18 protein-coding genes are annotated in these 23,282 nt (G+C 65.3%); 9 read left to right on the top strand and 9 right to left on the bottom strand.

Annotated elements, in window-relative coordinates; all coding sequences use genetic code 11:
• The first annotated feature begins 101 nt into the window (after positions 1–101).
• On the top strand, positions 102–803 hold the full coding sequence (locus MJ601_RS17785) for a hypothetical protein (RefSeq protein ID WP_242128882.1): 702 nt from the start codon (positions 102–104) through the stop codon (positions 801–803).
• Positions 804–1,078: 275 nt separating this feature from the next.
• On the opposite strand, the gene MJ601_RS17780 is transcribed toward MJ601_RS17785, so the two are convergent.
• Positions 1,079–3,736: an Rne/Rng family ribonuclease gene (locus MJ601_RS17780; RefSeq protein ID WP_242128879.1), complete on the bottom strand. Its 2,658-nt coding sequence runs from the start codon at positions 3,734–3,736 to the stop codon at positions 1,079–1,081.
• 507 nt (positions 3,737–4,243) lie between these two features.
• On the opposite strand from MJ601_RS17780, the gene MJ601_RS17775 reads away from it, so the two are divergent.
• The 5 genes from MJ601_RS17775 (at position 4,244) to MJ601_RS17755 (ending at position 11,173) form a co-directional block, all read left to right on the top strand.
• The gene (locus tag MJ601_RS17775) at positions 4,244–5,524 is read left to right on the top strand and encodes an N-acetylmuramoyl-L-alanine amidase (RefSeq protein ID WP_242128885.1); all 1,281 of its coding nucleotides are present in this window, start codon (positions 4,244–4,246) and stop codon (positions 5,522–5,524) included.
• 96 nt (positions 5,525–5,620) lie between these two features.
• On the top strand, positions 5,621–8,170 hold the full coding sequence (locus MJ601_RS17770; RefSeq protein ID WP_242128877.1) for a penicillin-binding protein 1A: 2,550 nt from the start codon (positions 5,621–5,623) through the stop codon (positions 8,168–8,170).
• A 75-nt stretch (positions 8,171–8,245) separates the two neighbouring features.
• Entirely contained in the window at positions 8,246–9,055 is an 810-nt protein-coding gene (locus MJ601_RS17765) for an SDR family NAD(P)-dependent oxidoreductase (RefSeq protein WP_242128875.1), read from the top strand.
• A 256-nt stretch (positions 9,056–9,311) separates the two neighbouring features.
• Positions 9,312–10,439: a peptide chain release factor 2 gene (gene prfB / locus MJ601_RS17760; RefSeq protein ID WP_242128874.1), complete on the top strand. Its 1,128-nt coding sequence runs from the start codon at positions 9,312–9,314 to the stop codon at positions 10,437–10,439.
• A complete protein-coding gene (locus tag MJ601_RS17755) occupies positions 10,439–11,173 on the top strand; it encodes a class I SAM-dependent methyltransferase (RefSeq protein ID WP_242128872.1) in 735 nt (244 codons plus the stop codon). Before prfB ends, MJ601_RS17755 begins: the two co-directional genes overlap by 1 nt.
• A 3-nt stretch (positions 11,174–11,176) precedes the next feature.
• Here the strand turns inward: MJ601_RS17755 and MJ601_RS17750 are convergent, their stop codons facing one another.
• The 3 genes from MJ601_RS17750 to MJ601_RS17740 are packed head-to-tail and all read right to left on the bottom strand — an operon-like array spanning position 11,177 to position 13,277.
• On the bottom strand, positions 11,177–11,332 hold the full coding sequence (locus MJ601_RS17750; protein ID WP_242128869.1) for a hypothetical protein: 156 nt from the start codon (positions 11,330–11,332) through the stop codon (positions 11,177–11,179).
• An 18-nt stretch (positions 11,333–11,350) separates the two neighbouring features.
• Positions 11,351–12,061: a hypothetical protein gene (locus tag MJ601_RS17745; RefSeq protein WP_242128868.1), complete on the bottom strand. Its 711-nt coding sequence runs from the start codon at positions 12,059–12,061 to the stop codon at positions 11,351–11,353.
• A 4-nt stretch (positions 12,062–12,065) separates the two neighbouring features.
• Positions 12,066–13,277, bottom strand: coding sequence for a toxic anion resistance protein (locus MJ601_RS17740; protein WP_242128865.1), 1,212 nt, complete (start codon positions 13,275–13,277; stop codon positions 12,066–12,068).
• A 199-nt stretch (positions 13,278–13,476) separates the two neighbouring features.
• Between MJ601_RS17740 and typA the strand changes: the two genes are divergently transcribed.
• Positions 13,477–15,294, top strand: a complete 1,818-nt coding sequence (typA, locus tag MJ601_RS17735) for a translational GTPase TypA (protein WP_242128864.1) — start codon at positions 13,477–13,479, stop codon at positions 15,292–15,294.
• Positions 15,295–15,402: 108 nt separating this feature from the next.
• Here typA and MJ601_RS17730 read toward each other — a convergent pair whose 3' ends face one another.
• The 3 genes from MJ601_RS17730 to MJ601_RS17720 are packed head-to-tail and all read right to left on the bottom strand — an operon-like array spanning position 15,403 to position 18,417.
• Positions 15,403–16,710 carry an ATP-binding protein gene (locus tag MJ601_RS17730; RefSeq protein WP_242128861.1) on the bottom strand — a complete coding sequence of 436 codons (1,308 nt, stop codon included), beginning with the start codon at positions 16,708–16,710 and terminating at the stop codon, positions 15,403–15,405.
• Positions 16,707–17,474, bottom strand: a complete 768-nt coding sequence (locus tag MJ601_RS17725; protein ID WP_242128860.1) for a response regulator — start codon at positions 17,472–17,474, stop codon at positions 16,707–16,709. Before MJ601_RS17725 ends, MJ601_RS17730 begins: the two co-directional genes overlap by 4 nt.
• Before the next feature lie 16 nt (positions 17,475–17,490).
• Complete coding sequence (locus MJ601_RS17720) at positions 17,491–18,417, bottom strand: dioxygenase family protein (RefSeq protein ID WP_242128858.1); 927 nt, start codon at positions 18,415–18,417, stop codon at positions 17,491–17,493.
• A 164-nt stretch (positions 18,418–18,581) separates the two neighbouring features.
• Here MJ601_RS17720 and MJ601_RS17715 point away from each other — a divergent pair, with 164 nt between their 5' ends.
• Positions 18,582–19,916 (top strand): NupC/NupG family nucleoside CNT transporter, encoded by a 1,335-nt coding sequence (locus MJ601_RS17715; RefSeq protein ID WP_242128856.1) that lies wholly within the window; start codon positions 18,582–18,584, stop codon positions 19,914–19,916.
• A gap of 61 nt (positions 19,917–19,977) precedes the next feature.
• Positions 19,978–21,027: a DUF1176 domain-containing protein gene (locus MJ601_RS17710; protein WP_242128854.1), complete on the top strand. Its 1,050-nt coding sequence runs from the start codon at positions 19,978–19,980 to the stop codon at positions 21,025–21,027.
• A 16-nt stretch (positions 21,028–21,043) separates the two neighbouring features.
• Here the strand turns inward: MJ601_RS17710 and egtD are convergent, their stop codons facing one another.
• Together egtD and egtB are read right to left on the bottom strand one after the other, a co-directional pair.
• The gene (egtD, locus tag MJ601_RS17705; RefSeq protein ID WP_242128852.1) at positions 21,044–22,000 is read right to left on the bottom strand and encodes an L-histidine N(alpha)-methyltransferase; all 957 of its coding nucleotides are present in this window, start codon (positions 21,998–22,000) and stop codon (positions 21,044–21,046) included.
• 4 nt (positions 22,001–22,004) lie between these two features.
• Positions 22,005–23,273, bottom strand: a complete 1,269-nt coding sequence (gene egtB, locus MJ601_RS17700; RefSeq protein WP_242128851.1) for an ergothioneine biosynthesis protein EgtB — start codon at positions 23,271–23,273, stop codon at positions 22,005–22,007.
• Positions 23,274–23,282 lie beyond the last annotated feature (9 nt).

The following is a 23,282-nucleotide window of genomic DNA, read 5'->3' as shown; positions in this document are numbered from 1 at the left end:
CTGACTGGCGGCTTAGAGCGGTGACATGTCAAAAAGCTGACATAGCATCCCGGTGCAGAACCTAGATTGCGGTGCGAAGCATTGTCCTTCATGTTCCACGAATGACCGGGGGTTCCACATTTCAAGACTTCTTCACGCAAACGATGGGCGAGTTTGGCACCGTCCCTAAGCGTGGGCTGATCTACGTCACAATAGCAGGGGCGCTATCGGCTATCACCGACCTATTTCATTGGGGGAGTGGCGCGAAATTCTCCAATTTTGATTACGCCCTTCTAGGCGTTGTTATATTGCCTTGGCTCGCAGCGGTATATGCTACGACAATGACGATGGTTGAAAAGCCGTCATCCATGGTTGGCTTCATCAAGTTTACAGCCGTCACCATCCTTACGTTCGTGCCGATATTATCCAGCTTGGCCGTTCTGATTTATGCGGCTCGCGCTGGCTTGCATGATGGTTTGACCGTTTTGACCGTCCTCGCGTTGCTTCTGATCGGCTTGCTGTTTGTAGCGTTCCTGCCCGCTTGGCCGATAGCGCAGGCGATTTCTTCGCGGCTCGTAAGCCCGATGCGGATCGTCAAGGCAACAAAGGGCTATCGTTGGTCACTGATACTGGTGTTGTTTGCGGCCAGTAGCGTAAACAAACTTGTGCCTAGCATGTCGTCCGCAACGAATATCGGCGAAGCGATTGCTCTAGCCTTGTGTGGTGCCGTCGTGGGCGCTGCAACGTTGGTTCTGACCGCTAGTATCGCCGTCACAGCATGGAAGTTCGCGGTGCGACGGGACGCCAGCCTTGCCCAAGTGTGAACGTCAATTTGGGAGAGCCTCGCAGCATGCAGTAAACGGCAGAAACTGGTCGTTTTAAACCAGAACCCCTTGGTCATGCCGGGCTTGACCCGGCATCCCGCTTTCTTTTGCATGGGCGGTCAACGAAGAAGCGACCCCGGATCAGGTCCGGGGTGACGGTTGATGATCCTAACCGACCGCAGCTTCTTTCCCTCCGCTCTGTCCAAAAATAAAGCGCCGCTGCCCTACCGGCGAACCGGCAAGGCAACGGCGCTTCATTTGTCTTTCAGGCGCTTTTACTGGCCGAAGGTGCGCTGCCACCAGCCGCGACGCGGCGCGCCGTCTTCGCCTTCGCCGTCTACTTCCGCACCGCCGTTCACCACAACCGCTTCGGCGGTTTCGGCAGGCGTGGCGGCTTCGACCGGCGCATCGAGAGCAGGCGCGGCTTCTGCGGCGGCGACTTCCTCGGCGACCGGCTCGGCTTTCTTGCGGCGGGTACGCTTGGGCTTGGCGGGTGCCTCCTCGGCAGCAGGCGCGGCCTCTGCGGCGGCGGCTTCCTCGGTGACCGGCTCGGCCTTCTTGCGGCGGGTGCGCTTGGGCTTGGCGGGTGCCTCCTCGGCAGCAGGGGCTTCCGGCTCGGCCTCGACCGGCGCCTCGGCCTCTACCGCTTCGGCGGCGGGTGCAGCGGCTTCCTTGGCCTTGCGGGCACGCGGACGGCGACGGGTCTTGGGAGCCTCCTCCTTAGCCGGGGCTTCGGTGGCGGCTTCGACGATGGGTTCAGCCACCGCTTCGACCGGCTCGGCAGCCTCTTCGGCGGCTTCGGTCACGGCCTCCTCGGCCGCGCCTTCGCCACCCTCACGGCGGCGGCGTCCACCACGACGGCCACGGCGGCCACGGCGGCGGCCTTCGCCCTCGGCAGCTTCGACATGAGCGGCGTCGCCCTCATCCTCGGCGCCATCGTCCGCAGCTTCGGCCTCATCGCCTTCTTCGCTGACGTCGCCTTCGACCGACGCCTCGGCGCGATGCTCGTCGCGCTGGCCACCACGGCGACGGCGGCGGCGGCGGCGGCGGCGGCCGCCCTCACGCTCATCGCCGCGCTCCTCGCCCCGCTCGGCGCGTTCCTCGTGCGCGGCTTCGATTTCCTCGACCTCTTCCTCGTCCAGCTCCTCGACGATATCGAGATCATCCTCTTCCTCGACGATCGGCGTATAGTCGACCACCCGCTCCGGACGCGGCCCGCTGGCCTCGACCGACATGCGCGCGCCCTCTACCTCGCCATCGGGCAGGATCGCGATGCGCACGCCATAGCGCTGCTCGATCTCGTCCAGCTCGCGGCGCTTGTTGTTGAGGACGTAGAAGGCCGCTTCCTGGCTCGCGCGCAGGGTGATGAGGCTGCCGCGACCGCGCGCCGCTTCCTCTTCCAGCATGCGCAGGGCCGACAGCCCGGCGGACGAGGCGGTGCGGACCAGCCCGGTGCCCTCGCAATGCGGGCACTGGCGGGTCGATGCTTCCAGCACGCCGGTGCGAAGGCGCTGGCGGCTCATCTCCATCAGGCCGAAGCCCGAAATGCGGCCGACCTGGATGCGGGCGCGATCGTCCTTCAGCGCCTCCTTCATCGCCTTCTCGACCTTGCGGATGTTGGAGTTCATCTCCATGTCGATGAAGTCGATGACGACCAGCCCCGCCATGTCGCGCAGGCGCAGCTGGCGGGCGATTTCGCGTGCCGCCTCCAGGTTGGTGGCGACGGCGGTCTGCTCGATGCCATGTTCGCGGGTCGACCGGCCCGAGTTGATGTCGATCGACACCAGAGCCTCGGTCGGGTTGATGACCAGATAGCCGCCGGACTTCAACTGCACGACGGGGTTGTACATCGCCGCCAGCTGATCCTCGACGCTGGCGCGCTGGAACAGCGACACCGCATCGGCATATTGCTTCACCCGGCGCGCATGGCTGGGCATCAGCAGCTTCATGAAGTCCTTGGCCGCCTTATAGCCATATTCGCCCTCGACGATGACTTCCTCGATATCCTTGTTGTAGATATCGCGGATCGCCCGCTTGATGAGGTCGCTGTCATTGTGGATCAGCGCGGGGGCGTCGGACTTCAGCGTCTTTTCGCGAATCTCGTCCCACAGCCGGGCGAGATAGTCGAAGTCGCGCTTGATCTCCGGCTTGGTGCGCTGGAGGCCCGCGGTGCGGACGATGCAACCCATGGTGGAGGGCAGCGCCATCTCCGCGATGATCGACTTCAGCCGCTTGCGGTCGGCGGCGTTCGAAATCTTGCGGGAAATCCCGCCGCCATGGCTGGTGTTCGGCATCAGCACGCAATAGCGGCCCGCCAGCGACAGATAGGTGGTTAGCGCCGCGCCCTTGTTGCCGCGCTCTTCCTTGACGACCTGCACCAGCAGCACCTGGCGGCGCTTGATGACGTCCTGGATCTTGTAGCGGCGGCGCAGCGCCATGCGCTTGCGGCGCAGCTCGTCGGCCGCCTCGTCGCCCTTGTTGCGGCGGCCGCGGCCGTTCTTGCCGTTCTCGGCGGTCTCGCCTTCACCATGCTCCTCATCGTCATGATGATGGGTCGCCTCGACGACTTCCAGCCCGCCGTCGACGACACCGGCATGATCGTCGTCATCGTCGAAATCGGCGCGCAGCGCGGCCTCTTCCTCGGCATGCTCGCGCTCCTCGCGCAGCAGCGCCTCGCGGTCCTCGCGCGGGATCTGGTAATAGTCCGGGTGGATTTCGCTGAAAGCGAGGAAGCCGTGGCGGTTGCCGCCATAATCGACGAAGGCCGCCTGGAGCGAAGGCTCTACACGCGTGACCTTGGCGAGATAGATATTACCCTTGAGCTGCTTGTGCTCGGCCGATTCGAAGTCGAACTCCTCGATCCGGTTACCTTTGACGACCGCGACCCGGGTCTCTTCCCGGTGGCGCGCATCGATCAGCATACGCATTGTCATTTATGAGTCTCCGGCGTGTGCGGCCAGCGGCGCTGGGCCGGGCTGCCACGCGATAGTAAGGGGGCGGCGCGGATTGCTGCATCGCCCGGTTTTCAAGGAAAAATTGCGTGTCTGCTGCGTCGGCAGGGCCGGACAAGGCGCCGGACACGACCAACCACGCCGCATCGCCCGGAACCGGGGTCAGCGTGGAATGGAAATCATGCCTCATGCAGCGTCAACCTGTTCGTACATCGTGCCGGCCGCCTGAGCGGCCGCCGATGCCATCGTGAATGCTCCCGAAAAGAGCTGTCGCCCAATATGGCGCTTCTTTCAGGAATGTGAATGGGTAGCAGCCAAAATGGCAAGGGGCAACGGCCCCTCGAAATATTGTTTCACAGCTTCCGGACCACAATGGATCATTTACCCGCATCATGGTGAAGAAGCGGTTAACCCTGTCATTTTACCGGGCAAAAAGAGGCAATGCTTAATTCCGGATTCAGCGTGGGGACGCTGGACGGATGGGGCATGATGAAATTGGGCTTTACGGCCATGGGCGGGGCGTTGCACAAGCGGCGCATGCTCCAAAGTCTTGCGCTCGCAAGCATGCTTTTCTCCGGGATGCCTGTCCAGGCCGGCGGCCTGTCCGCCATCGGCGTGGATGGCGATCAGGTCACGCTGCGCTTCGACGGACGGGTGGACGGCGCCTCGGCCTTCCTGCTGGACGGACCGCGCCGGATCGCGCTCGACATCAGCGGCGCGCAGGCCGGTCGCGGCCGCTATGCGGGCGGCCATGACGCGATCGCCGCCATCCGCCAGGGCCAGTTGAGCACCGAAACCGCGCGCGTCGTGCTGGACCTGACCGCGCCCGCGACGCTGGGCCAGCCGCACATCGCCGCCGACGGCAAGTCCCTGAGCTTCTCGCTCAACAGCGTGTCGGAAAGCGCCTTTCGCACGGCGGTGGGGCGCGGGCGCACCCGTTTCGACGCGCCCGCCGGCATGGCGCCGCGCCCCGCCAGGCGCATCCACAGCATCACCGTGCCGATCCCGCCGGTGGCGCGCGGCCTGTCTCTTCCGCCGGTCGAAGGACCGCGCGACGCGTCCCGTCCGCTGGTGGTGATCGACGCGGGTCATGGCGGCCATGATCCCGGCGCGATCAACCGCGAGAAGGGCGAGCGGGAAAAGGATGTGACGCTCGCCATCGCCCAGGCGATCCGCGACCAGTTGCTGAAATCCGGCCGCGTCCGCGTGGCGCTGACCCGCAACGACGACAGGTTCCTCGTGCTGCAGGAGCGCTATGGCATCGCCCGCAAGCTGAACGCGGACCTGTTCATTTCCATCCATGCCGATTCGGCGGACAATGACACGGCGCGCGGCGCGACCATCTATACCCTGTCCGAAACCGCGTCCGACCGGGAGGCGGCCCGCCTCGCCGCCCGCGAAAACAGGGCGGATCTGCTGAACGGCGTCAATCTGGGCGGCCAGTCGACCGACGTGTCGTCGATCCTGATCGACCTGACGCAGCGGGAATCGATGAATATCTCGGTCGCCTTCGCGCGGCTGCTGCAACGTGAGGCGGGGCCTTACATGCCCTTCAAGAACACCGCCCACCGCTTTGCCTCGCTGATGGTGCTCAAGGCGCCCGATACCCCGTCGATCCTGTTCGAGACCGGCTATATCTCGAACGCCGCCGATGCCGCTTTCCTCGCCTCGAAGGAGGGGCAGGCCAATATCGCCCTCGGCGTGGCCCGCGCCGTGGAGGTGCATTTCGCCCGCAAGCTCGCCCTGCGCGGGGGCGGGGCGGGCGGCTGACCGATCCGCCCGTTCCGCCGGTTTTTCGCCTGACCGCATTTTGCGCGCCGTCAGATGTTTCAGCCGCCTTCAAAATGCTCTAGAGCCTCCGCCATCATGGAAGAGGCTCGCCCCAAAAACGCCGCATCGTCCCTCACCCAACGCCTGCGCGCGGGCTTGAGCGACTTTCGGGAACGGTTCCGCCCGCACTGGGCCATTCACTGGGAACGCCGCTGGTTCCGCTGGATCGCGCTGGGATTGGGCGGGCTGTTGCTGGCCTATGCCCTCTTCTGGCTGGTCTTCGCGCGCGGCCTGCCCGATGCGACGTCGCTGCTGAACTATGAACCGCCGCTGCCCACCATCGTGCGCGACACGAACGGCCAGCCGGTCCACAGCTATGCCCGCGAACGGCGCGTCCAGTTGCAATATAGCGATTATCCGCCGCTCCTGATCCGCGCCTATCTGTCGGCCGAGGACAAGAGCTTCTTCGAACATCATGGCGTGGATTTCACGGGACTTGCGGGCGCGGTGTTCGACTATGCGCGCAAGGTGGGTTCGGGCCAGCGGGCGCGCGGCGGCTCCACCATCACCCAGCAGGTGGCGAAGAATCTGCTGATCGGCGACGAATATTCGCCGACCCGCAAGGTGAAGGAGATGATCCTCGCCTATCGCATGGAAAATGTGCTGTCCAAGCAGCAGATCCTCGAACTCTACCTCAACCAGATTTTCCTCGGCCGCAACGCCTATGGCGTGCAGGCGGCGGCCCGCGCCTATTTCGACAAGGATGTGGCCGACCTCAAGCTGCACGAAATGGCCTATCTGGCGATCCTGCCCAAGGGTCCGGCCAATTACCGCCCCGAAAGCCCGACCGGCCATGATCGCGCGATCGAGCGGCGCAACTGGGCGCTGGGCGAAATGTACAGGAATGGCTGGATCAGCAAGGAGCAGCGCGACGAGGCGCAGGCTCAGCCGCTCGGCACGGTGGCGGCCCACAGCTCCAGCTTCGACGCCCGCGCGGGCGGCTATTATATGGAGGAGGTGCGCCGCCGCCTGATCGCCCTGTTCGGCGAAAAGGCGCAGGACGGACCCAACAGCGTCTATGCCGGCGGCCTGTGGGTGCGCAGCCCCTATGATCCGAAGATCCAGGACCTGACCACCACCGCGCTGCGCAACGGACTGCTGCGCTTCGACGCGGGGAAGGGCTGGTCGGGACCGATCGGCAGGATCGACGTGGATCGCGGCTGGCAGCGGGAACTGGCCGCCAGCTATATCGACGTCGACTATGCCGGATGGCGCGTGGCGGCCATTGTCAGCCGTGGTCCTTCCTCGGCGGAGATCGGCTTTTCCGACGGATCGACCGGCACCCTGCCCGCTGACGCCGCACAGCTTCCCTATCGCAAGACCGGTGGTCCCGCCTTTGCCGCGATGAAGCCGGGCGACCTGATCGTGGTGGCGCGCAACGGCGCGGGCTGGGCGCTGCGCAACGTGCCCGAAGTGTCCGGCGGCATGGTGGTGGAGGAAACCCATTCGGGCCGCGTCCGCGCCATGCAGGGGGGCTTCGACGATCGCCTCTCCTCCTACAATCGCGCGACCCAGGCGATGCGGCAGCCCGGATCGACCATCAAGCCCTTCGTCTATGCCGCCGCGCTGGACAATGGCATGACCCCGGCCTCGATCATCGTCGATGGGCCGCTGTGCATCGATCAGGGCGCGGGCCTGGGGCAGAAATGCTTCCGCAACTTCACCGGCGGCAGCGCCGGGCCGCAGACCATGCGCTGGGGCGTGGAACAGTCGCGCAACCTCATGACCGTGCGCGCCGCGTCGCAGACCGGCATGGATCGCGTCGTGCGCACGATCAAGGCGATGGGGATCGGCGATTACCAGCCCTATCTCTCCTTCGCGCTGGGCGCGGGCGAAACCACGGTGGAGCGGATGGTGAACGCCTATGCCATGCTCGCCAATCAGGGGCGGCAACTCAGTCCCAAGCTGATGGACTATGTGCAGGACCGGCGCGGCAAGGTGATCTGGCCGCTGCGCTGGCGCGCCTGCGACGGCTGCAACATGGCCAATTGGGACGGCAAGCCGATGCCCCGCTTCGGTTTCGAGGGCAAGCAGGTCATGAACCCGATGACCGCCTATCAGGTCGTCCATATTGCCGAAGGCGTGATCCTGCGCGGCACCGCGACGGTGCTGGCGGATCTCAAGCGCCCGCTGTTCGGCAAGACCGGCACCACCAACGGCCCGACCAACGTCTGGTTCGTCGGCGGGTCGCCGGACATCGTGGCGGGCGTCTATATCGGCTATGACCAGCCGCGCAGCCTGGGCGGCTGGGCGCAGGGCGGACGCGTCGCCGCGCCGATCTGGAAGGCGGCGATGACCCCGGTGCTGGAGGCGATGCCCAAGACGCCCTTCATCGCCCCCGCGGGCATCCGCATGGTGACGATCGACCGCCGGTCGGGCAAGCGCGTCTATGGCGTCTGGCCTACCGACGATCCCAAGCCCGCCGTGATCTGGGAAGCGTTCAAGCCTGAATCCGAACCGCGCCGCTCGATCCGCAAGGAAGAGGTCGCCGCGCAGGACAAGGCCGCCGCCCGCATCGAGGCAACGGTCCAGCGCCGCCAGCGCAACGACGCCGATTTCCTCCAGGACCAGGGCGGCATCTACTGACCGCCTTCTCCACTCCTTCATGCTGGCGCCGGGCGCTCCCGTCCGGCACAGTGGAGGAAAATGGAGGAGAGGGCGTTGGCGATCACCCTGACATATCCGGACGGCGGCATATTGGTGACGGGCGGCACGGGCACCGTCGGCACCGGCGTCGTCCGGGCGCTGGCCGATGCGGGCGTGCCCCTGCTGTTCACCTATCATAGCGACCGGGAAAGGGCCGATGCGCTGGTCCGGGAATGGGCGGACAAGGGCGCGCGGATCGCGGCCACGCAACTCGACATGCGCGACGAGGCCGCCGTGCGCGCCACCGTGGCGCTGGCCGAACGCACGCTGGGCGGATTGCACGGGGTCGCGCATGCGGGCGGGCCGCTGGTCCGCTTCGACACCATGGCGGACCTGTCGCCCGACATCGCCGCCCGGTTCTTCGACGCCGACGCGATGGGCATATTGCGCCTGTTCCAGGCCGCCATTCCGCTGCTGCGCGAACGCGGCGGCGGGTCGCTGCTGACCTGCACCACCATGGCGACGCAGAAATATATCGCCTATGACGGGCTCTCGCCCTTTTCGAAGGGCGCGGTCGATGCGCTGGTGCGCTATGTCGCGGCGGAGGAAATCCGGCACAACATACGCTGCAACGCGGTCGGCATAGGCTGGGTGACGGACCGGGCGATGGAGGATATCGCGCGCGACAACCCACAGGTGCCTGCCGAAATCCTGACGGAACGCGACCGGCTGACCGCCATCTATCATCAGGTGATGACCGGACTGCGCGCTCCGCGCCCAGTCGATCCGCTGGAGGCGGGCATGACCTACGCCTTCCTGGCATCGGACCAGGCCCGCCATCTGAACGGACAGTTCCTCTATCTCGACGGCGGCATCCTGCTCTAGCTGTGTGACGGCGGCGTATTTTCCGCTGTCCTACAACTGTCCTGCGGCGCTATGACGGCATCGAAAATGGCCTGCAGGAAATTTTTCGAAAAATGGCGCTTGTCCGTCCCCTTGTCGTGTCACTTATGTCACCCAAATCCACTGCGATGACGGGCCGGCCCGGTTTTCCTTGACGCGGCGCCTGCGTCACAAGAAAGGACGGCGCGATGGCAAGGCCGTTCCCGCCGACGGGCTTTGAGAGTTTGGAGAATAGACCATGCGCGCCGAAGCGCAGCAATATATCGACCGCATCGACGCCGCGCTGGACCTGCTGCGCCGCTTCCTCGACTGGGACCGGGCGCTGCGCCGGCTGGACGAGCTGAACGCCCGCGTCGAGGATCCGACGTTGTGGGACAATCAGAAAATGGCGCAGGAGGTGATGCGGGAACGCACCCGGCTCGACGCCGCGATCGGCGCCACCCGCGCGATCGAGAGTGAAAAGACCGACACCGCCGAACTCATCGAAATGGCCGAGGCCGAAGGCGACGAGGATATGGTGAGCGAAGCCATCGCCTCGCTCAAGGCCCTGGCCGACCGGGCGGACGAGGACAAGATCAAGGCGCTGCTGGCGGGCGAGGCCGACGCCAGCGACACCTATCTGGAAATCCATGCCGGCGCGGGCGGCACCGAGAGCCAGGACTGGGCGGAAATGCTGTCCCGCATGTACCGCCGCTGGGCGGAACGGCGCGGCTACAAGGTGGAACTGGTCGACTATCAGGCGGGCGACCAGGCGGGGATCAAGTCCGCGACCTTCCTGTTCAAGGGCGAGAATGCCTATGGCTATGCCAAGACCGAAAGCGGCGTGCACCGACTGGTGCGCATCAGCCCCTATGACAGTTCGGCACGGCGGCACACCAGCTTCTCCTCGGTCTGGGTCTATCCGGTGATCGACGACAATATCGAGATCGAGGTCAATGAAAGCGACCTCAAGATCGACACCTACCGCGCATCCGGCGCGGGCGGCCAGCACGTCAACACCACGGACTCGGCGGTCCGCATCACCCACGTTCCGTCCGGCATCATCGTCGCGTCGCAGAACGACCGCTCGCAGCACAAGAACCGCGCCACGGCCATGAACATGCTGAAGGCGCGCCTCTACGAAGCCGAACTGCGCCGCCGCGAGGAGGCCGCGTCGGGCGAATATCAGGCCAAGACCGAGATCGGCTGGGGCCACCAGATCCGTTCCTACGTGCTCCAGCCCTATCAGCTGGTGAAGGATCTGCGCACCGGCGTCACCTCCACCTCGCCCGACGATGTGCTGGATGGCGCGCTCGATCCCTTCATGGCCGCCGCCCTCAGCCAGAAGGTGACGGGCGAGAAGGTCGATGTGGAGGATGTCGACTGATGCAAATTCCGGCGCTGACGGCCGGAGCCCTGGCAGGATGCCTGATCCTGCTGGGGGGCTGCGGTCCGTTTGCGCCGGACAAGGATCAGGACCGCCCGGCCGCCGCCCGCGCCTTTCCGCGCGCCGACCGCCCGGTGGCGCCGGTCGTCTCCACCCGCTGGTCGAGCGAGGAAGCGCGCGACCGGGTGAACGAGGCGCAGGATATCATGAACCGCGCCGGCATCCATTCCGGCATGACCGTGGCCGATATCGGCGCGGGCGAGGGCTATTATACCGTGCGGCTCGCGAAACGGGTGGGCGACAGCGGCCGGGTGTTGGCCGAGGACATCATGCCCGAAGTGATCGAGGCCCTGTCCCGCCGCATCACCCGCGAGGACTGGCGCAACGTCAGCGTCAAGCTGGGCCAGCCGGAAGACCCGAAGCTGCCCGAAAACAGCTTCGACCGCATCATGATGATCCATATGTATCATGAGATCGCGGAACCTTACGCCTTTCTCTGGAACCTCAGCCCGGCGCTCAAGGCGAACGGCGAACTGATCGTGGTCGATGCCAACCGGCCCACCGACCAGCACGGCACGCCGCCCCGCCTGCTCGCCTGCGAACTGGCGGCGATGGGGTTCCGGCTGGAAGAGCTGATTCCCAAGCCGACGGCGGGCGGCTATTTCGCCCGGTTCAAGCGGATCGCGGCGCGACCGGCGCCTTCCTCGATCGTACCCTGCACATGGCGGAACTGAACATCAGCCCCGCCGCCGCCACCTGCGAAAGAGCGAAGCGCCCAGAAACCCGCCGCCCACCAGCATCGCGATCGCCCCACCGGCGGAAGCCAGCGCCCAGGCCCCGGCCGCCAGCAGTCCCGTCAGGAAATCGACGATGATGAGTGTGAGGTGGATCATGACGAAGGAAAGACGGCTTTACTGCCCAAGTTCCTTCGCTTCCTGATATTTCAGTTCCAGAAAGCGGTTCTGGACCGCCAGCTTGTCGAGATCGCCGCTCGCCAGATTTTCGCTCATCCGGGCGATTTCCGCGTCGATGACGCCCAGCCCCTCGATCAGTTGCTTTTCCGGCACTCGCCCGTTGCGTTCCTCCCGCCGCAGCGGTTCCGGGATCGATTGATAACCGGTCACAAGCTCGGGCAGGTGATCGGACAGCAGCTTGCGGATTTCCTGCGCCGCCGGGTCCTGTTCGCCCAGACGCTCCAGCTGCGGCGCCAGCGTCTCCAGCTTCACGCCAATGCTGTCCACCAGCGTGACGGCAGGTGCGGGCAGGGCCTTGCGTTGGTTCTCCAGCCAGATTTCGGTCTGCAGCGGCAAGGCGGTCAGTCGCGCCTCCGCCAAAGCCTCCGTTCGCACCCTGCGCTCGCCCGGCAGCAGCCCGATCAGCAGAACAGCCGCGATCATGATGCCAAGCGCGACCATGACGCCGGTGATACCGATCGGCGCGATAAAGCCGGCGACGGCACTGGCGATCAGGACGGCCGCCACCGCCCAGAAGGCATATTTGACCTTCCGCATCAGCGCCGCATTGCGCCTCTGCCTGGCGCGCGCCGACAGGCTTTGACCCCGCTCGCTATGGCGGCGCAGGACAGCCTCCGCATCGGCCAATATGCGGTCGGACCGGCTCACCGCCTCACGCCTCGATCGAACTCAGCAGCGGATTGTCCGCCCGCGCCTGTTGCGCTGCCTGCGCCTGTCCCTCGGCGCGGGCGATATAGCCCTTGGACTTCTCGACCTCGTTAGACAGGGTGTTCACCGTCGTCTTCATATTCTCCAGTGCCTTCATCTTGAACGTGTCGATATTGTCCATCGTGTCGTAGATATTCTGGAACGCGCGCTGCAATGTCTCGATGGGGATGGTGCTGGAGGCGGCCTGCTCGTGAATCTGCGCGGTCTGGTTCTTCAGCATTTCGCCGGTCGAATCGATCATGTTCGCGGTTGTGGTGTTGAGCGCGGTGATCTGCTCCAGCACCAGCTTCTGCCCGACCAGCGCCTGCGCCACGGTGACGGCGGTGCGCAGGGCGGCGACGGTGGTGGTGCTGGCGCGGTCCACGCCCTTCACCAGCTCGACATTGTTCTTCTTGACCAGGTCGAGCGCCAGATAGCCCTGCACCGTCACCGCCATCTGCGTCAGCAGGTCCTGCGTGCGCTGGCGGATGTAGAAGAGAGCGCTTTCCCGGATCGCCTTGGCCTTGGCCGGATCGGTCGAATCCAGTTCCAGCGCCTTCGCCTCCAGCCGGGCGTCCAGCGTCTTGGAGATGTGGATCATCTGCTCCAGACGGCCCATGGTCTGCCACATATTCTGCCGCTCGACATCAATGGCGGCATTGTCCTTGATCAGCACGTCCTTGCCGCTGGCGAGGCTGCCGAGGATCGAATTGATATGGCTCTGCGCGCTTTTATAGCTGTCGAAATAGTCGCGCATCCGGTTGCCGAAGGGGATGAGGCCGAACAGCTTCTTGGGCGCGGTCAGGCTGCCGCGCTTGCCGGGGTCCAGATCCTCGATCGTCCGGCGCAGTTCGGCCAGATCGACGCCGACCTTGTTGTCGCTGTCCATCGCCCGCACCGGCCGGTCGAGGAAGCGGTTCGAATGTCCGGCGGCCTCGGCGATCTCCTTGCGTCCCATATTGGTGAGCTGATCGACCCGCTGGCCGAATTCGGGGGAGTTGGCGTCCTGCGCGACCAGATCGTCGATGAAGGCATCGACCTTCTCATCGAGCTTCGATCGTTTTTCCTCATCCAGCGGCACTAGCCCGGCCGCCTTTTCCGGCGCGACGGGTGGGACCGGGTCGGGCGGCGTCAGGTTCAGCGTGTCAGCGGTCGTAGTGGGCGCGGTCGTAGCCATGGCATCTCCTGTCAGTGTCATATGGCAATATAACACCGGTACTGCAAGATCGACGGGGTGGAAGGATAGGGGCTTGGCCCGGCCCCGACAACCTCCAGCCCCGCCCTTGCCGCAGCGCGTCATTTCCTGTAGGGGCGCGCCCGATAGTCCTGGACAGGCGTGGTGCCCGCCGGGAAAACCTAAATCCCGAAGGCAAGACATGTCCCTGCGTAACATCGCGATCATCGCGCACGTCGACCATGGCAAGACCACGCTCGTCGACCAGCTTTTCCGCCAGTCCGGCACCTTCCGCGACAATCAGCGCGTCGAGGAACGCGCGATGGACTCGAACGACCTGGAAAAGGAACGCGGCATCACCATTCTGGCGAAGCCCACCTCGGTCGAATGGAACGGCATCCGCATCAACATCGTCGACACGCCCGGCCACGCCGACTTCGGCGGTGAGGTTGAGCGTATCCTCTCCATGGTCGACGGCGTCATCCTGCTGGTCGATTCGTCGGAAGGCGCGATGCCGCAGACCAAGTTCGTGACCGGCAAGGCGCTGGCCCTGGGTCTGCGTCCGATCGTCGTGGTCAACAAGATCGACCGTCCCGACGAGCGCATCCAGGAAGTGCTGGACGAGGTGTTCGACCTGTTCGTGACGCTGGAAGCGACCGACGAACAGCTCGACTTTCCGGTCCTCTATGCCTCGGGCCGCAACGGCTATGCCAATGAAGATCCGAGCCTGCGTTCGGGCACGCTGGAGCCGCTGTTCCAGAAGATCGTCGACCATGTGCCTCCCCCGGCGCTGGACGTGGACGCGCCGTTCAGCTTCCTGGTGACGCTGCTCGACCGCGACAACTTCCTGGGCCGCATCCTGACCGGCCGCGTCCAGTCGGGCACGCTGAAGGTCAATCAGGCGATCCACGCCATCGACGCCGACGGCAATGTGCTGGAAACCGGCCGTGCATCGAAGATCCTGTCGTTTCGCGGCCTCGACCGCGTGCCGGTGGACGAAGCGCAGGCGGGCGACATCATCAGCCTTGCGGGCCTGACCGTGGCGACCGTGGCCAACACCATTGCCGACCCGTCGATCAACACCGCGATCAAGGCGCAGCCAATCGATCCGCCGACCCTGTCGATGCGCTTTGCCGTCAATGATTCGCCGATGGCGGGCCGCGAAGGCAGCAAGGTGACGAGCCGCATGATCCGAGACCGCCTGATGCGCGAAGCCGAAAGCAATGTCGCGATCAAGGTGACGGAATCGGCGGACAAGGACAGCTTCGAAGTCGCCGGTCGCGGCGAGCTTCAACTGGGCGTGCTGATCGAAACCATGCGTCGCGAGGGCTTCGAACTCGGCATTTCGCGCCCGCGCGTGCTGTTCGGCGAGGATGAGGCCGGTAACAAGACCGAGCCTTATGAAACCGTCGTCATCGACGTGGACGATGAATTTTCCAGCACGGTCGTCGACAAGATGAACCAGCGCAAGGCGGAACTGACCGACATGCGTCCATCGGGCGGCGGCAAGACCCGCATCACCTTCTCGGCGCCGTCGCGCGGTCTGATTGGCTATCATGGCGAATTCCTGTCCGATACGCGCGGCACCGGCATCATGAACCGGCTGTTCGAGAAATATGGTCCGCACAAGGGTAATATCGAAGGCCGCAAGAATGGCGTGCTGATCTCCAACGGCGCGGGCGAGGCGGTCGCCTATGCCCTTGGCCCGCTCGAAGAGCGCGGCATACTGATGGTCGGCGTGGGCGAGACGCTCTACGAAGGCATGATCATCGGCCAGAATGCCAAGCCGGAAGACCTGGAGGTCAACCCGATGAAGTCGAAGGCGCTGACCAACTTCCGCGCCTCGGGCAAGGATGACAGCATTCGCCTGACCCCGCCGTGGAAGATGACGCTGGAACAGGCGATCGCTTATATCGACGATGATGAAATGGTCGAAGTGACGCCCAAGACCATCCGCCTGCGCAAGCGCTATCTCGACCCGAACGAGCGCAAGCGCATGGCCCGCGCCAAGGCGGCCTGATCGGGATCTTGAACGAATAGAAAAAGAGGCGGGCGTCGCGCGGCGCCAGCCTCTTTTTCTGCGTGGAAGGGGCAGATTTTCTCTACCCCGACCTACCCCGACATCGCTTCACTGTTCCAGCGGCAGGATCACCATGACCTGCAACCCACCCTTCGGCAGGTTGGCGAAACGCAGCGTGCCGCCATGGCTATCCGCAATGGTGCGCGCGATCGACAGTCCCAGGCCGACCCCGCCGGTTTCGCGGTTGCGCGAGACTTCGCCACGGTAAAAGGGTTCGCAGAGCCGGCCGATGGTTTCGGGTGGGACGCCCGGTCCATGATCGGTCACCTGCACGACCGCCCGACTGCCCGAAACCGTCAGCGCGATCCGGGCCGACCCGCCATAGCGCACCGCATTTTCCACGATATTGCCGATACACCGCCGCAACGCTCCCGGATCCGCCAGCACCACGGCGCGGCTGCTGCCGGTCACCGCCACATCCTGCCCCATATCGGCCAGATTGTCGGCCAGCGTGTCGATGATCGCGGAGAGGTCGATGCGCATCCGCGCAGCGCTGTCCGTCCCGCTCCGCATGAAGTCGAGCAGGTCGGTCACCATGGTCCGCATTTCCTCGACATCCGCCTGCGCCTTGGCGCGCGTGCCCTCAGGCAGTTCCTCCAGCCGGAAGGACAGGCGGGTCATGGGCGTGCGCAGGTCGTGGGCGATGGCCACCAGCATTGCCGTGCGTTCCGACAGATAGTCGGCGATCCGGGCGCGCATATGGTTGAACGCCGTGCCGACCGCCTGCACCTCGGGCGGGCCGTTGAGCGGCAGCGGATCGGCACGCTCGGGCCGTTCGCGCGCGGCGCCTTCGGCCAGCATCCGGATCGGCTGGGCGATCCGTCGCGCGACCCAATAAGCGGGCAGCAGCAGCAGCACGAAAATGCCTGCCATCAGCGACAGGGTGATCGCATACCAGCGCGCATTGGGACCTTGCCGGGCCTGCACGACATTCCACCCATCCGGCCTGCGCAGCGCCAGGACAAAGCCGTCGTGCAGCATGGCGGCTTCCTGCGGCATCGCCGGCTTTGGTTCCTGTTCGCCAAATCGCCTGGGCTGCCGCTCCCGCAGCAGGTGGATATGCGTGGCATCGATCCCCAGCATCCGGGCAATCCGCAACGCGCCGTGGGGATCGTTTTCCTGATCCGGTTCGGCATCGGGGGCGCGATCGGAAATATAGCGCGTCACCCGCCAACTGCTGGGCGGCGGGGCATCGTGGCGCAGCAGGTCCGCAGCCTCCGCCAACGACATCGGCCTGGTATGGGGCGGCGGCCCGCGAAAGGTCACCAGCATCATCGCACCCAGCGCCAGCAGCAGCGCGGCCGCCACCAGCAGTACGATGCGCGTCAGGATGGACGGATTATAGCCTGCCCTCACGCCGGGCGGACTTCAGCCGTGAACATATAGCCTTCGTTGCGGATGGTGCGGACCAGTTCGTCGGCACCGTCCGCCTTGGCCCCCCGATCCAGCTTGCGGCGCAGGCGGCTGACCTGCACATCGATGGCGCGGTCATAGCTTTCGCTGTCATTGCCCGCCGAATAATCGAGCAGCTGGTCGCGGCTCAACACGCGGCGCGGATGCTCGATAAAGGCGCGCAGCAGGCGGAATTCGCCGTCGGTCAGCGTCACCACGACATTGTCCGGATCGGTCAGGAGGCGCGTCGTCATGTCGGCATGCCAACCGGCGAAGCGCAGCCGCTCGCCCTGCGGCTCCGGCGCTTCGGCGGCACGGCGATGGCGGCGCAGCACGGTGCGGATGCGTGCTAGCAGTTCGCGCGGGTTGCAGGGCTTTGGCAGATAATCCTCCGCCCCCATCTCCAGGCCCACGATCCGGTCGACATCGCTGCCGATCGCGGACAGCATGATGACGGGCGGACCACCCCGTGCCGTCAGCCGCCGCAGGATGGACAGCCCGTCCTCGCCCGGCATCATGACGTCCAGCACGGCGATGTCGAAATGCTGAACCGCCAGCGCCTTGTCCATGGCCGCGCCGTTGGCGAGCGCGGTCACGACAAAGCCATGCTGTTCCAAAAAATCGGACAGAAGCGCGCGGATGCCCGCATCGTCGTCCACCACCAATATGCGCGATCCGTCCATGGTGACGGGCACAGTAGCGGGCGGCAGGCTGCCTTGCAAAGTCATCCGCGCTTTCCGTGGATCAGATCGCCAGGCCGACCGTCACCGTGCCGGTATAGCCGTTGGTGATGTCACCGGTCATGCTGGGCGTCATCGCCGCGATCTGCGCCGACGTATTGTCGCCGAAAACATTGTCGCTGCTGGTCGAGATCGCCGCGAAATTGCTCTTGCTGCTGGAATAGGCGCTGGTGGCATAGACCGTGTTGCACGCATCGGCCGGCATGGCGAATTGCGAGGTCAGCACCCGGTTGGCATAGCCGGTCGCCCGGGCCAGGCTGGGGTAGATCTCGAAATGGATATGGGGATAGCGGCCGGAATAGCATCCCGGAAAGATGCTGGTGAAGGTCACCTGCCCGTTGGCGTCCGTGACGCCCACGCCGCGCAGGTAATTTTCGCCCGGCACGGTGTAGAGCGAATAGGTGCCCTCTCTGGTGCAATGCCAGATATAGATGGCATAGCCCTCCAGCGGCGCGCAGCTGCCGTTGACGTTCACCAGCGTGATGGTGAGCTTCGTGGTTACGCCGTCCGCCGTGCCGGTGGACGAACCGAAGCTGGAACGGATGTCCGTGCGCGCGATGCCGGTGTCGTCCAGCACATTGACCACGGACCCGTTGCTGCTGTTGGAACCGTCGGCCGGGTAGGGGCCATTGGTCTCCTCCGGGTCGGCGATGCAGGTGCCGGAACTGGAAGATGTGCTGGAGCTGGAGGAACTGGACGAACTGCTCGACGTGCTGCTGCTGGTGGAGGTGGTCGTCGAGGAACTGCTTGATGTCGAACTTGTCGATGCAGAGCCGCTGCCGCCACAGGCCCCGATCAGTGCCGCGCCGCCTGCGGAGAAGAGCAATCCCAGCGTGCGGCGGCGCCCCACTTCCTGCTGGTTGAGCGCGCGGATCATCGCCAGATCCTGCGCCAGGCCGCCGTCATGCGCGTGGCCGTCCTCTATCGTCATGCCTGTTCCCTTCCTCCTCGGTTGTCCCGGGAACGGGCATTAGGAAGGTCTTATATCCCCGCGATTGCTCTATGTGTCACATTTGTAGCATCGTAAAGCTACTGGTCTCCGGCCTGAACCCCCTTTATGGTCGCGCCGTTTGCCCTTTCCCGCGAAAGCCCTTCATGCATCTTCTCATCGGCCTAGCCGGCATATTGCTGATCCTTGCCATCGCCTTCGTCCTCTCTTCCGATCGTCGCGCCATCCGGCCGCGCGTGGTGGGCGCGGCCTTTCTGCTCCAGGCGGGGATCGCGCTGCTGGTCCTCTACGTGCCGGCGGGACGGGCCGTGATCGCGGGCATGTCGCATGGCGTGTCGAACCTGCTCGGCTACGCACAGGCGGGGACCGACTTCATCTTCGGCCCGCTGGCCAAGCCGGAGATCGGCGGCGCGAGCTTCGCCATCGCGGCGCTTCCCGTCATCATCTTCTTCGCCAGCCTCGTGTCGATCCTCTATTATCTCGGCATCATGCAGCAGGTGGTGCGCTGGGTCGGCGGGGCGATCGAGAAGGTCACCGGCGTGTCCAAGGTGGAAAGCCTTTGCGCCGCCGCCAACATCTTCGTCGGCCAGAGCGAAAGTCCGCTCGTCATCCGTCCCTATCTGGCGGGTCTCACCCCGCCGCAGCTTTTCGCGGTGATGACCAGCGGCATGGCGGGCGTGGCGGGCACCATATTGGCGGCCTATGCGTCGATGGGGATCAAGATCGACTATCTGCTGGCGGCCAGCTTCATGTCGGCGCCCGGCGGCCTGCTGATGGCGAAGATCATGATGCCCGACGAGCCGGAGCGGGAACCTGAACTGCCCCTGGGGGACCATTCCCCCCATTCTGATGACATCGCGCTGCCCGAAACCCGCATCAGCGGCGCTGGTCCGGCCGCGTTGCTGCCGGAGGGGACGCCCGGCGAGCCTTTGCCGCCCGCCACCCATGACGAGGAAAGGCCCGCCAATCTCATCATGGCCGCCGCGCAGGGCGCGCAGACCGGCGTAAAGCTGGCGGTCGCGGTCGGGGCGATGGTGCTGGCCTTCGTCGCGCTGGTGGCGCTGGCGAACGGTCTGCTGGGCGGGATCGGGGCCTGGTTCGGCTGGCCGGACCTCAGTTTCCAGCAGTTGCTCGGCTATCTCTTCTCGCCGGTCATGTACCTGCTCAACATTCCCTGGAACGAGGCGCAGATCGCGGGCGGCCTGTTCGGCACCAAGGTCGTGCTCAACGAGTTCGTCGCCTATATCAATCTGGGCCAGGTGCAGGGCGCGCTGTCGCCCGCGACCATCGCCATCGTCACCTTCGCGCTGTGCGGTTTCGCCAATTTCAGCTCGATCGCGATCCAGATGGCGGTCACCGGCAATCTCGCGCCCAACCAGCGCCCGGTGATCGCGCGGCTGGGCCTGAAGGCGCTGGTGGCGGGCAGCCTTGCCAATCTGATGAGCGCGGCGCTTGCCGGGCTGATGCTCAGTCTGCGCTGACCATTTCGCACCTATAACAAAAGTTCTACCAGGCGCCCCGAAAAGCGATTATGGTTAACCCATGGGGGCGAGACGCATATTCGGGCTGGCAGCGACGCTGTCGGCAATCGCGGGCACTGCATCGGCGCAGGGGCCGAAGCCGGGCAGTCTGGAAAGCTACCGGGACTGGACCATCGGTTGCGACAATCGCGACCGATGCGAAGCCGTATCCCTGCTGCCCGAGGGAGGCGATTGGCCCGACAAGCCGGTCATGCTGACGATCAGTCGGGAGGCGGGGCCCGCCGCCGATCCGGAAATCTGGATCAGCCGTGATGCCAAGGGGCGGGAAACCCTGAGCTTCCTGATCGATGGCCGCAAGGTGACCGGTGCCGCCAGCATGGATGGCGAAGCCACGCTGCAAGGGCCGCAGGCATCCGCGCTCGCCATCGCCATGGCACGCGGTCACAGCATGGAAATCCGCGCCGGAAGCCAGCGGATCGCCACGCCTTCGCTGGCCGGTTCCGCCGCCGCCCTGCGCTATATGGATGCCCGGCAGGGCAGGGCGGGAACGGTGGCGGCCCTCGTTGCTACCGGCCCACTTGGCCGCGGCGCCATCCGTCCGGCGCCGGTGATGCCGTGGGTGCGCCGGGCGCCGATACCCGATGGGGTCGCGCCGCCCGCGCTTTGGCGCGAGGAACTGACGGCGATCGGCAACTTCACCCATTGCGCGGGCGAAATGAAGGACGCCTCCTCGCCGCCGGACCTTCATCGCCTGTCGAAGACGGAGACGCTGGTGCTGGTTCCTTGCGGCGCGGGTGCCTATAATTTCACCTCGGTCCCGGTGATCGCCACAGGCATTCCCGGCCGGCGCAGCTTCCGCTTCGCCGGTTTCGACTATCAGCCGGGTTGGAGCGAGGATGCAAGGCATCCCATGCTGGTCAATGCGGAATGGTCGGCGGAAAGCTCCACGCTGCAAAGCTATGCCAAGGGCCGGGGGCTGGGCGATTGCGGCGGCAGCGAATCCTATGTCTGGGACGGCACGCGTTTCCGCCTGATCGAAGCGACCGCCATGGGCGAGTGCCGGGGCGCGTGGCACTGGATCACCACCTGGTCAGCCAAGGTCGCCGAATAGGACGGGCGATTGCGCGTTACGCCTGGGCCAGGATCAACGAGAACAGGTCCTCCGCATCGGTCCATTCCCGGACCGGTTCCCACCCGCCCGCGCGCAGCAAAAGCCGCTCGTCGCGCGCGCCATATTTATGGCTGCTTTCGGTATGGATGGACTCCCCCGCCGCCATGCGGAAACATTGTCCGGCGACATGGAAGTGCAGCGGGCGCACCGCTTCCAGATGCATTTCGATCCGGGCTTTATCGTCGTTCCAGATGGCCCGGTGGACGAAGCCGTCCAGCGGCAGGTCGCCCTCCAGTTCGCGATTGATCCGCGTGACGAGATTGAGGTTGAACGCCGCCGTCACCCCCTTGGCGTCGTCATAGGCGGCGATCAGCCGGTCCCGGTCCTTGATCCGGTCCATGCCGATCAGCAGCATCGCGCCATCGCCCAGCAGCCGGTGCATCGCCCGAAGCAGGTCTACCGCGGCCTCCGGCTCCATATTGCCGATGGTCGATCCCGGAAAGAAGCCCAGGCGCGGCAAGCCCGAAACAGCGGCGGGCAGCGTCAGATCGCCATTGAAATCCCCCACCACCGGCAGGACGGGCAGGCCCGGAAACAGGGAGGCCAGTTCCGCGCTGCTGGCGTGCAGGAAATCGCCGCTGATATCGATCGGCACATAGGCTGCGGGGTCGATGGCGCGCAGCAGGTGCGGCGTCTTGCGCGCGCTGCCCGCGCCGAATTCCACCACCGCGCGGCCTCGCCCCACGGCGGCCGCGAAATCCGGCCCATGCCGTTCCAGCAACGCCGTTTCGGTGCGCGTCGGATAATATTCGGGCAGGTCAGTGATGGCCTCGAACAGCTCCGATCCGCGCCTGTCGTAGAACCAGATTGGCGGCGTCGCCTTGGGATCGCGCGACAGCCCCTCGATGATGTCGCGGCGGAAGGCGGGGTCCACGGTACGCAGCGGCAGCGGGGCGTCGTCGGTCAGCAGCATCGTGTCACAGATCCTTCGCCAGCCGCAGCCCGGTGAACTGCCAGCGTTGATGGGGATAGAAGAAATTGCGGTAGCTGGCCCGCACATGCCCGCGGGGGGTCGCGCAGCTCCCGCCCTTCAGCACGAACTGGCCCGCCATGAACTTGCCATTATATTCGCCCACGGCCCCATCGGCAGGGCGAAAGCCGGGATGCGGCCGATAGGCGCTGCCGGTCCATTCCCACACATCGCCGAACATCTGCGTCAGCTCCGAACCGCCTTCCGCCGCGCGGGGGCGGGGGCAGCCGGGGGCGTCGAGCTGGTTACCACTGTTGGGGGCGATATTCAGTGCGGCGCTTTCCCACTCCGCTTCGGTCGGCAGCCGGGCGCCCGCCCAACTGGCATAGGCATCGGCTTCATACAGGCTGATATGGGTGACCGGCGCGGCCAGATTGACCGGCTTGCGGCCGTCCAGCGCATAGCGGGTCCATCCGCCGTCCTCGCGCCGCCAGTATAGCGGCGCCTCGATTCCCTCCGCCTGCACCCAGGCCCAGCCGTCCGACAGCCAATGGGCGGCCTGACGATAGCCGCCATCCTCGATGAAGCTGATCCATTCGCCGTTGGTTATCGACCTGTGCGCGAGGGCGTGCGGGTGCAGATGCACCTTGTGCCGCGGTCCTTCGCAATCGAAGGCGAAGTCACCCTTCCCATCATCGCCGATCTCGACCAGCCCCTGCCGTCCCTCCATCCAGTGGAGAGGGCCGGGGACCGGCGCGGGCAGCGCATTGGGCGCGTCGAACAGCGCCGGTTCCAGTGGATTGAGCGAGAGGAGATGCTGGATATCGGTCAGCAGCAATTCCTGATGCTGCTGCTCATGGTGCAGACCCAGCAGCACCAGCGCCTGCGCCTCCGGCAGCAGCATGGGCAGGGCTGTGGTCAGCGCCTTGTCCACATGCGCGCGATAGGCGCGGATTTCCTTGAGCGACGGCCGCGTCAGTATCCCCCGCATCGGCCGGGCGTGGCGCGGGCCTTCCGCCTCATAATAGCTGTTGAAGAGATAGGCGAAACGGGCGTCGAAGGGCTTGTAGCCTTTCACATGATCGCGCAGCACGAAGCTTTCGAAGAACCAGTTGGAATGGGCGAGATGCCATTTGGCGGGCGAGGCTTCCGGCATGGATTGCACCGTCGCATCCGCCTCGGACAGGGGCGCGGCAAGGGCTTCGCTGAACGCCCGGACTTCCCGGTAGCGGGAGATCAGGTCGATCTGGCTCGGTGCGGTTCGGCTTCTGGCCATCCATTCCCC

The organism is Sphingobium trunci, from assembly GCF_022664535.1.
GTDB lineage: Bacteria > Pseudomonadota > Alphaproteobacteria > Sphingomonadales > Sphingomonadaceae > Sphingobium.
The sequence above is the reverse complement of the archived record's forward strand: the minus strand, read 5'-3'. Positions and strand labels throughout refer to the sequence as shown.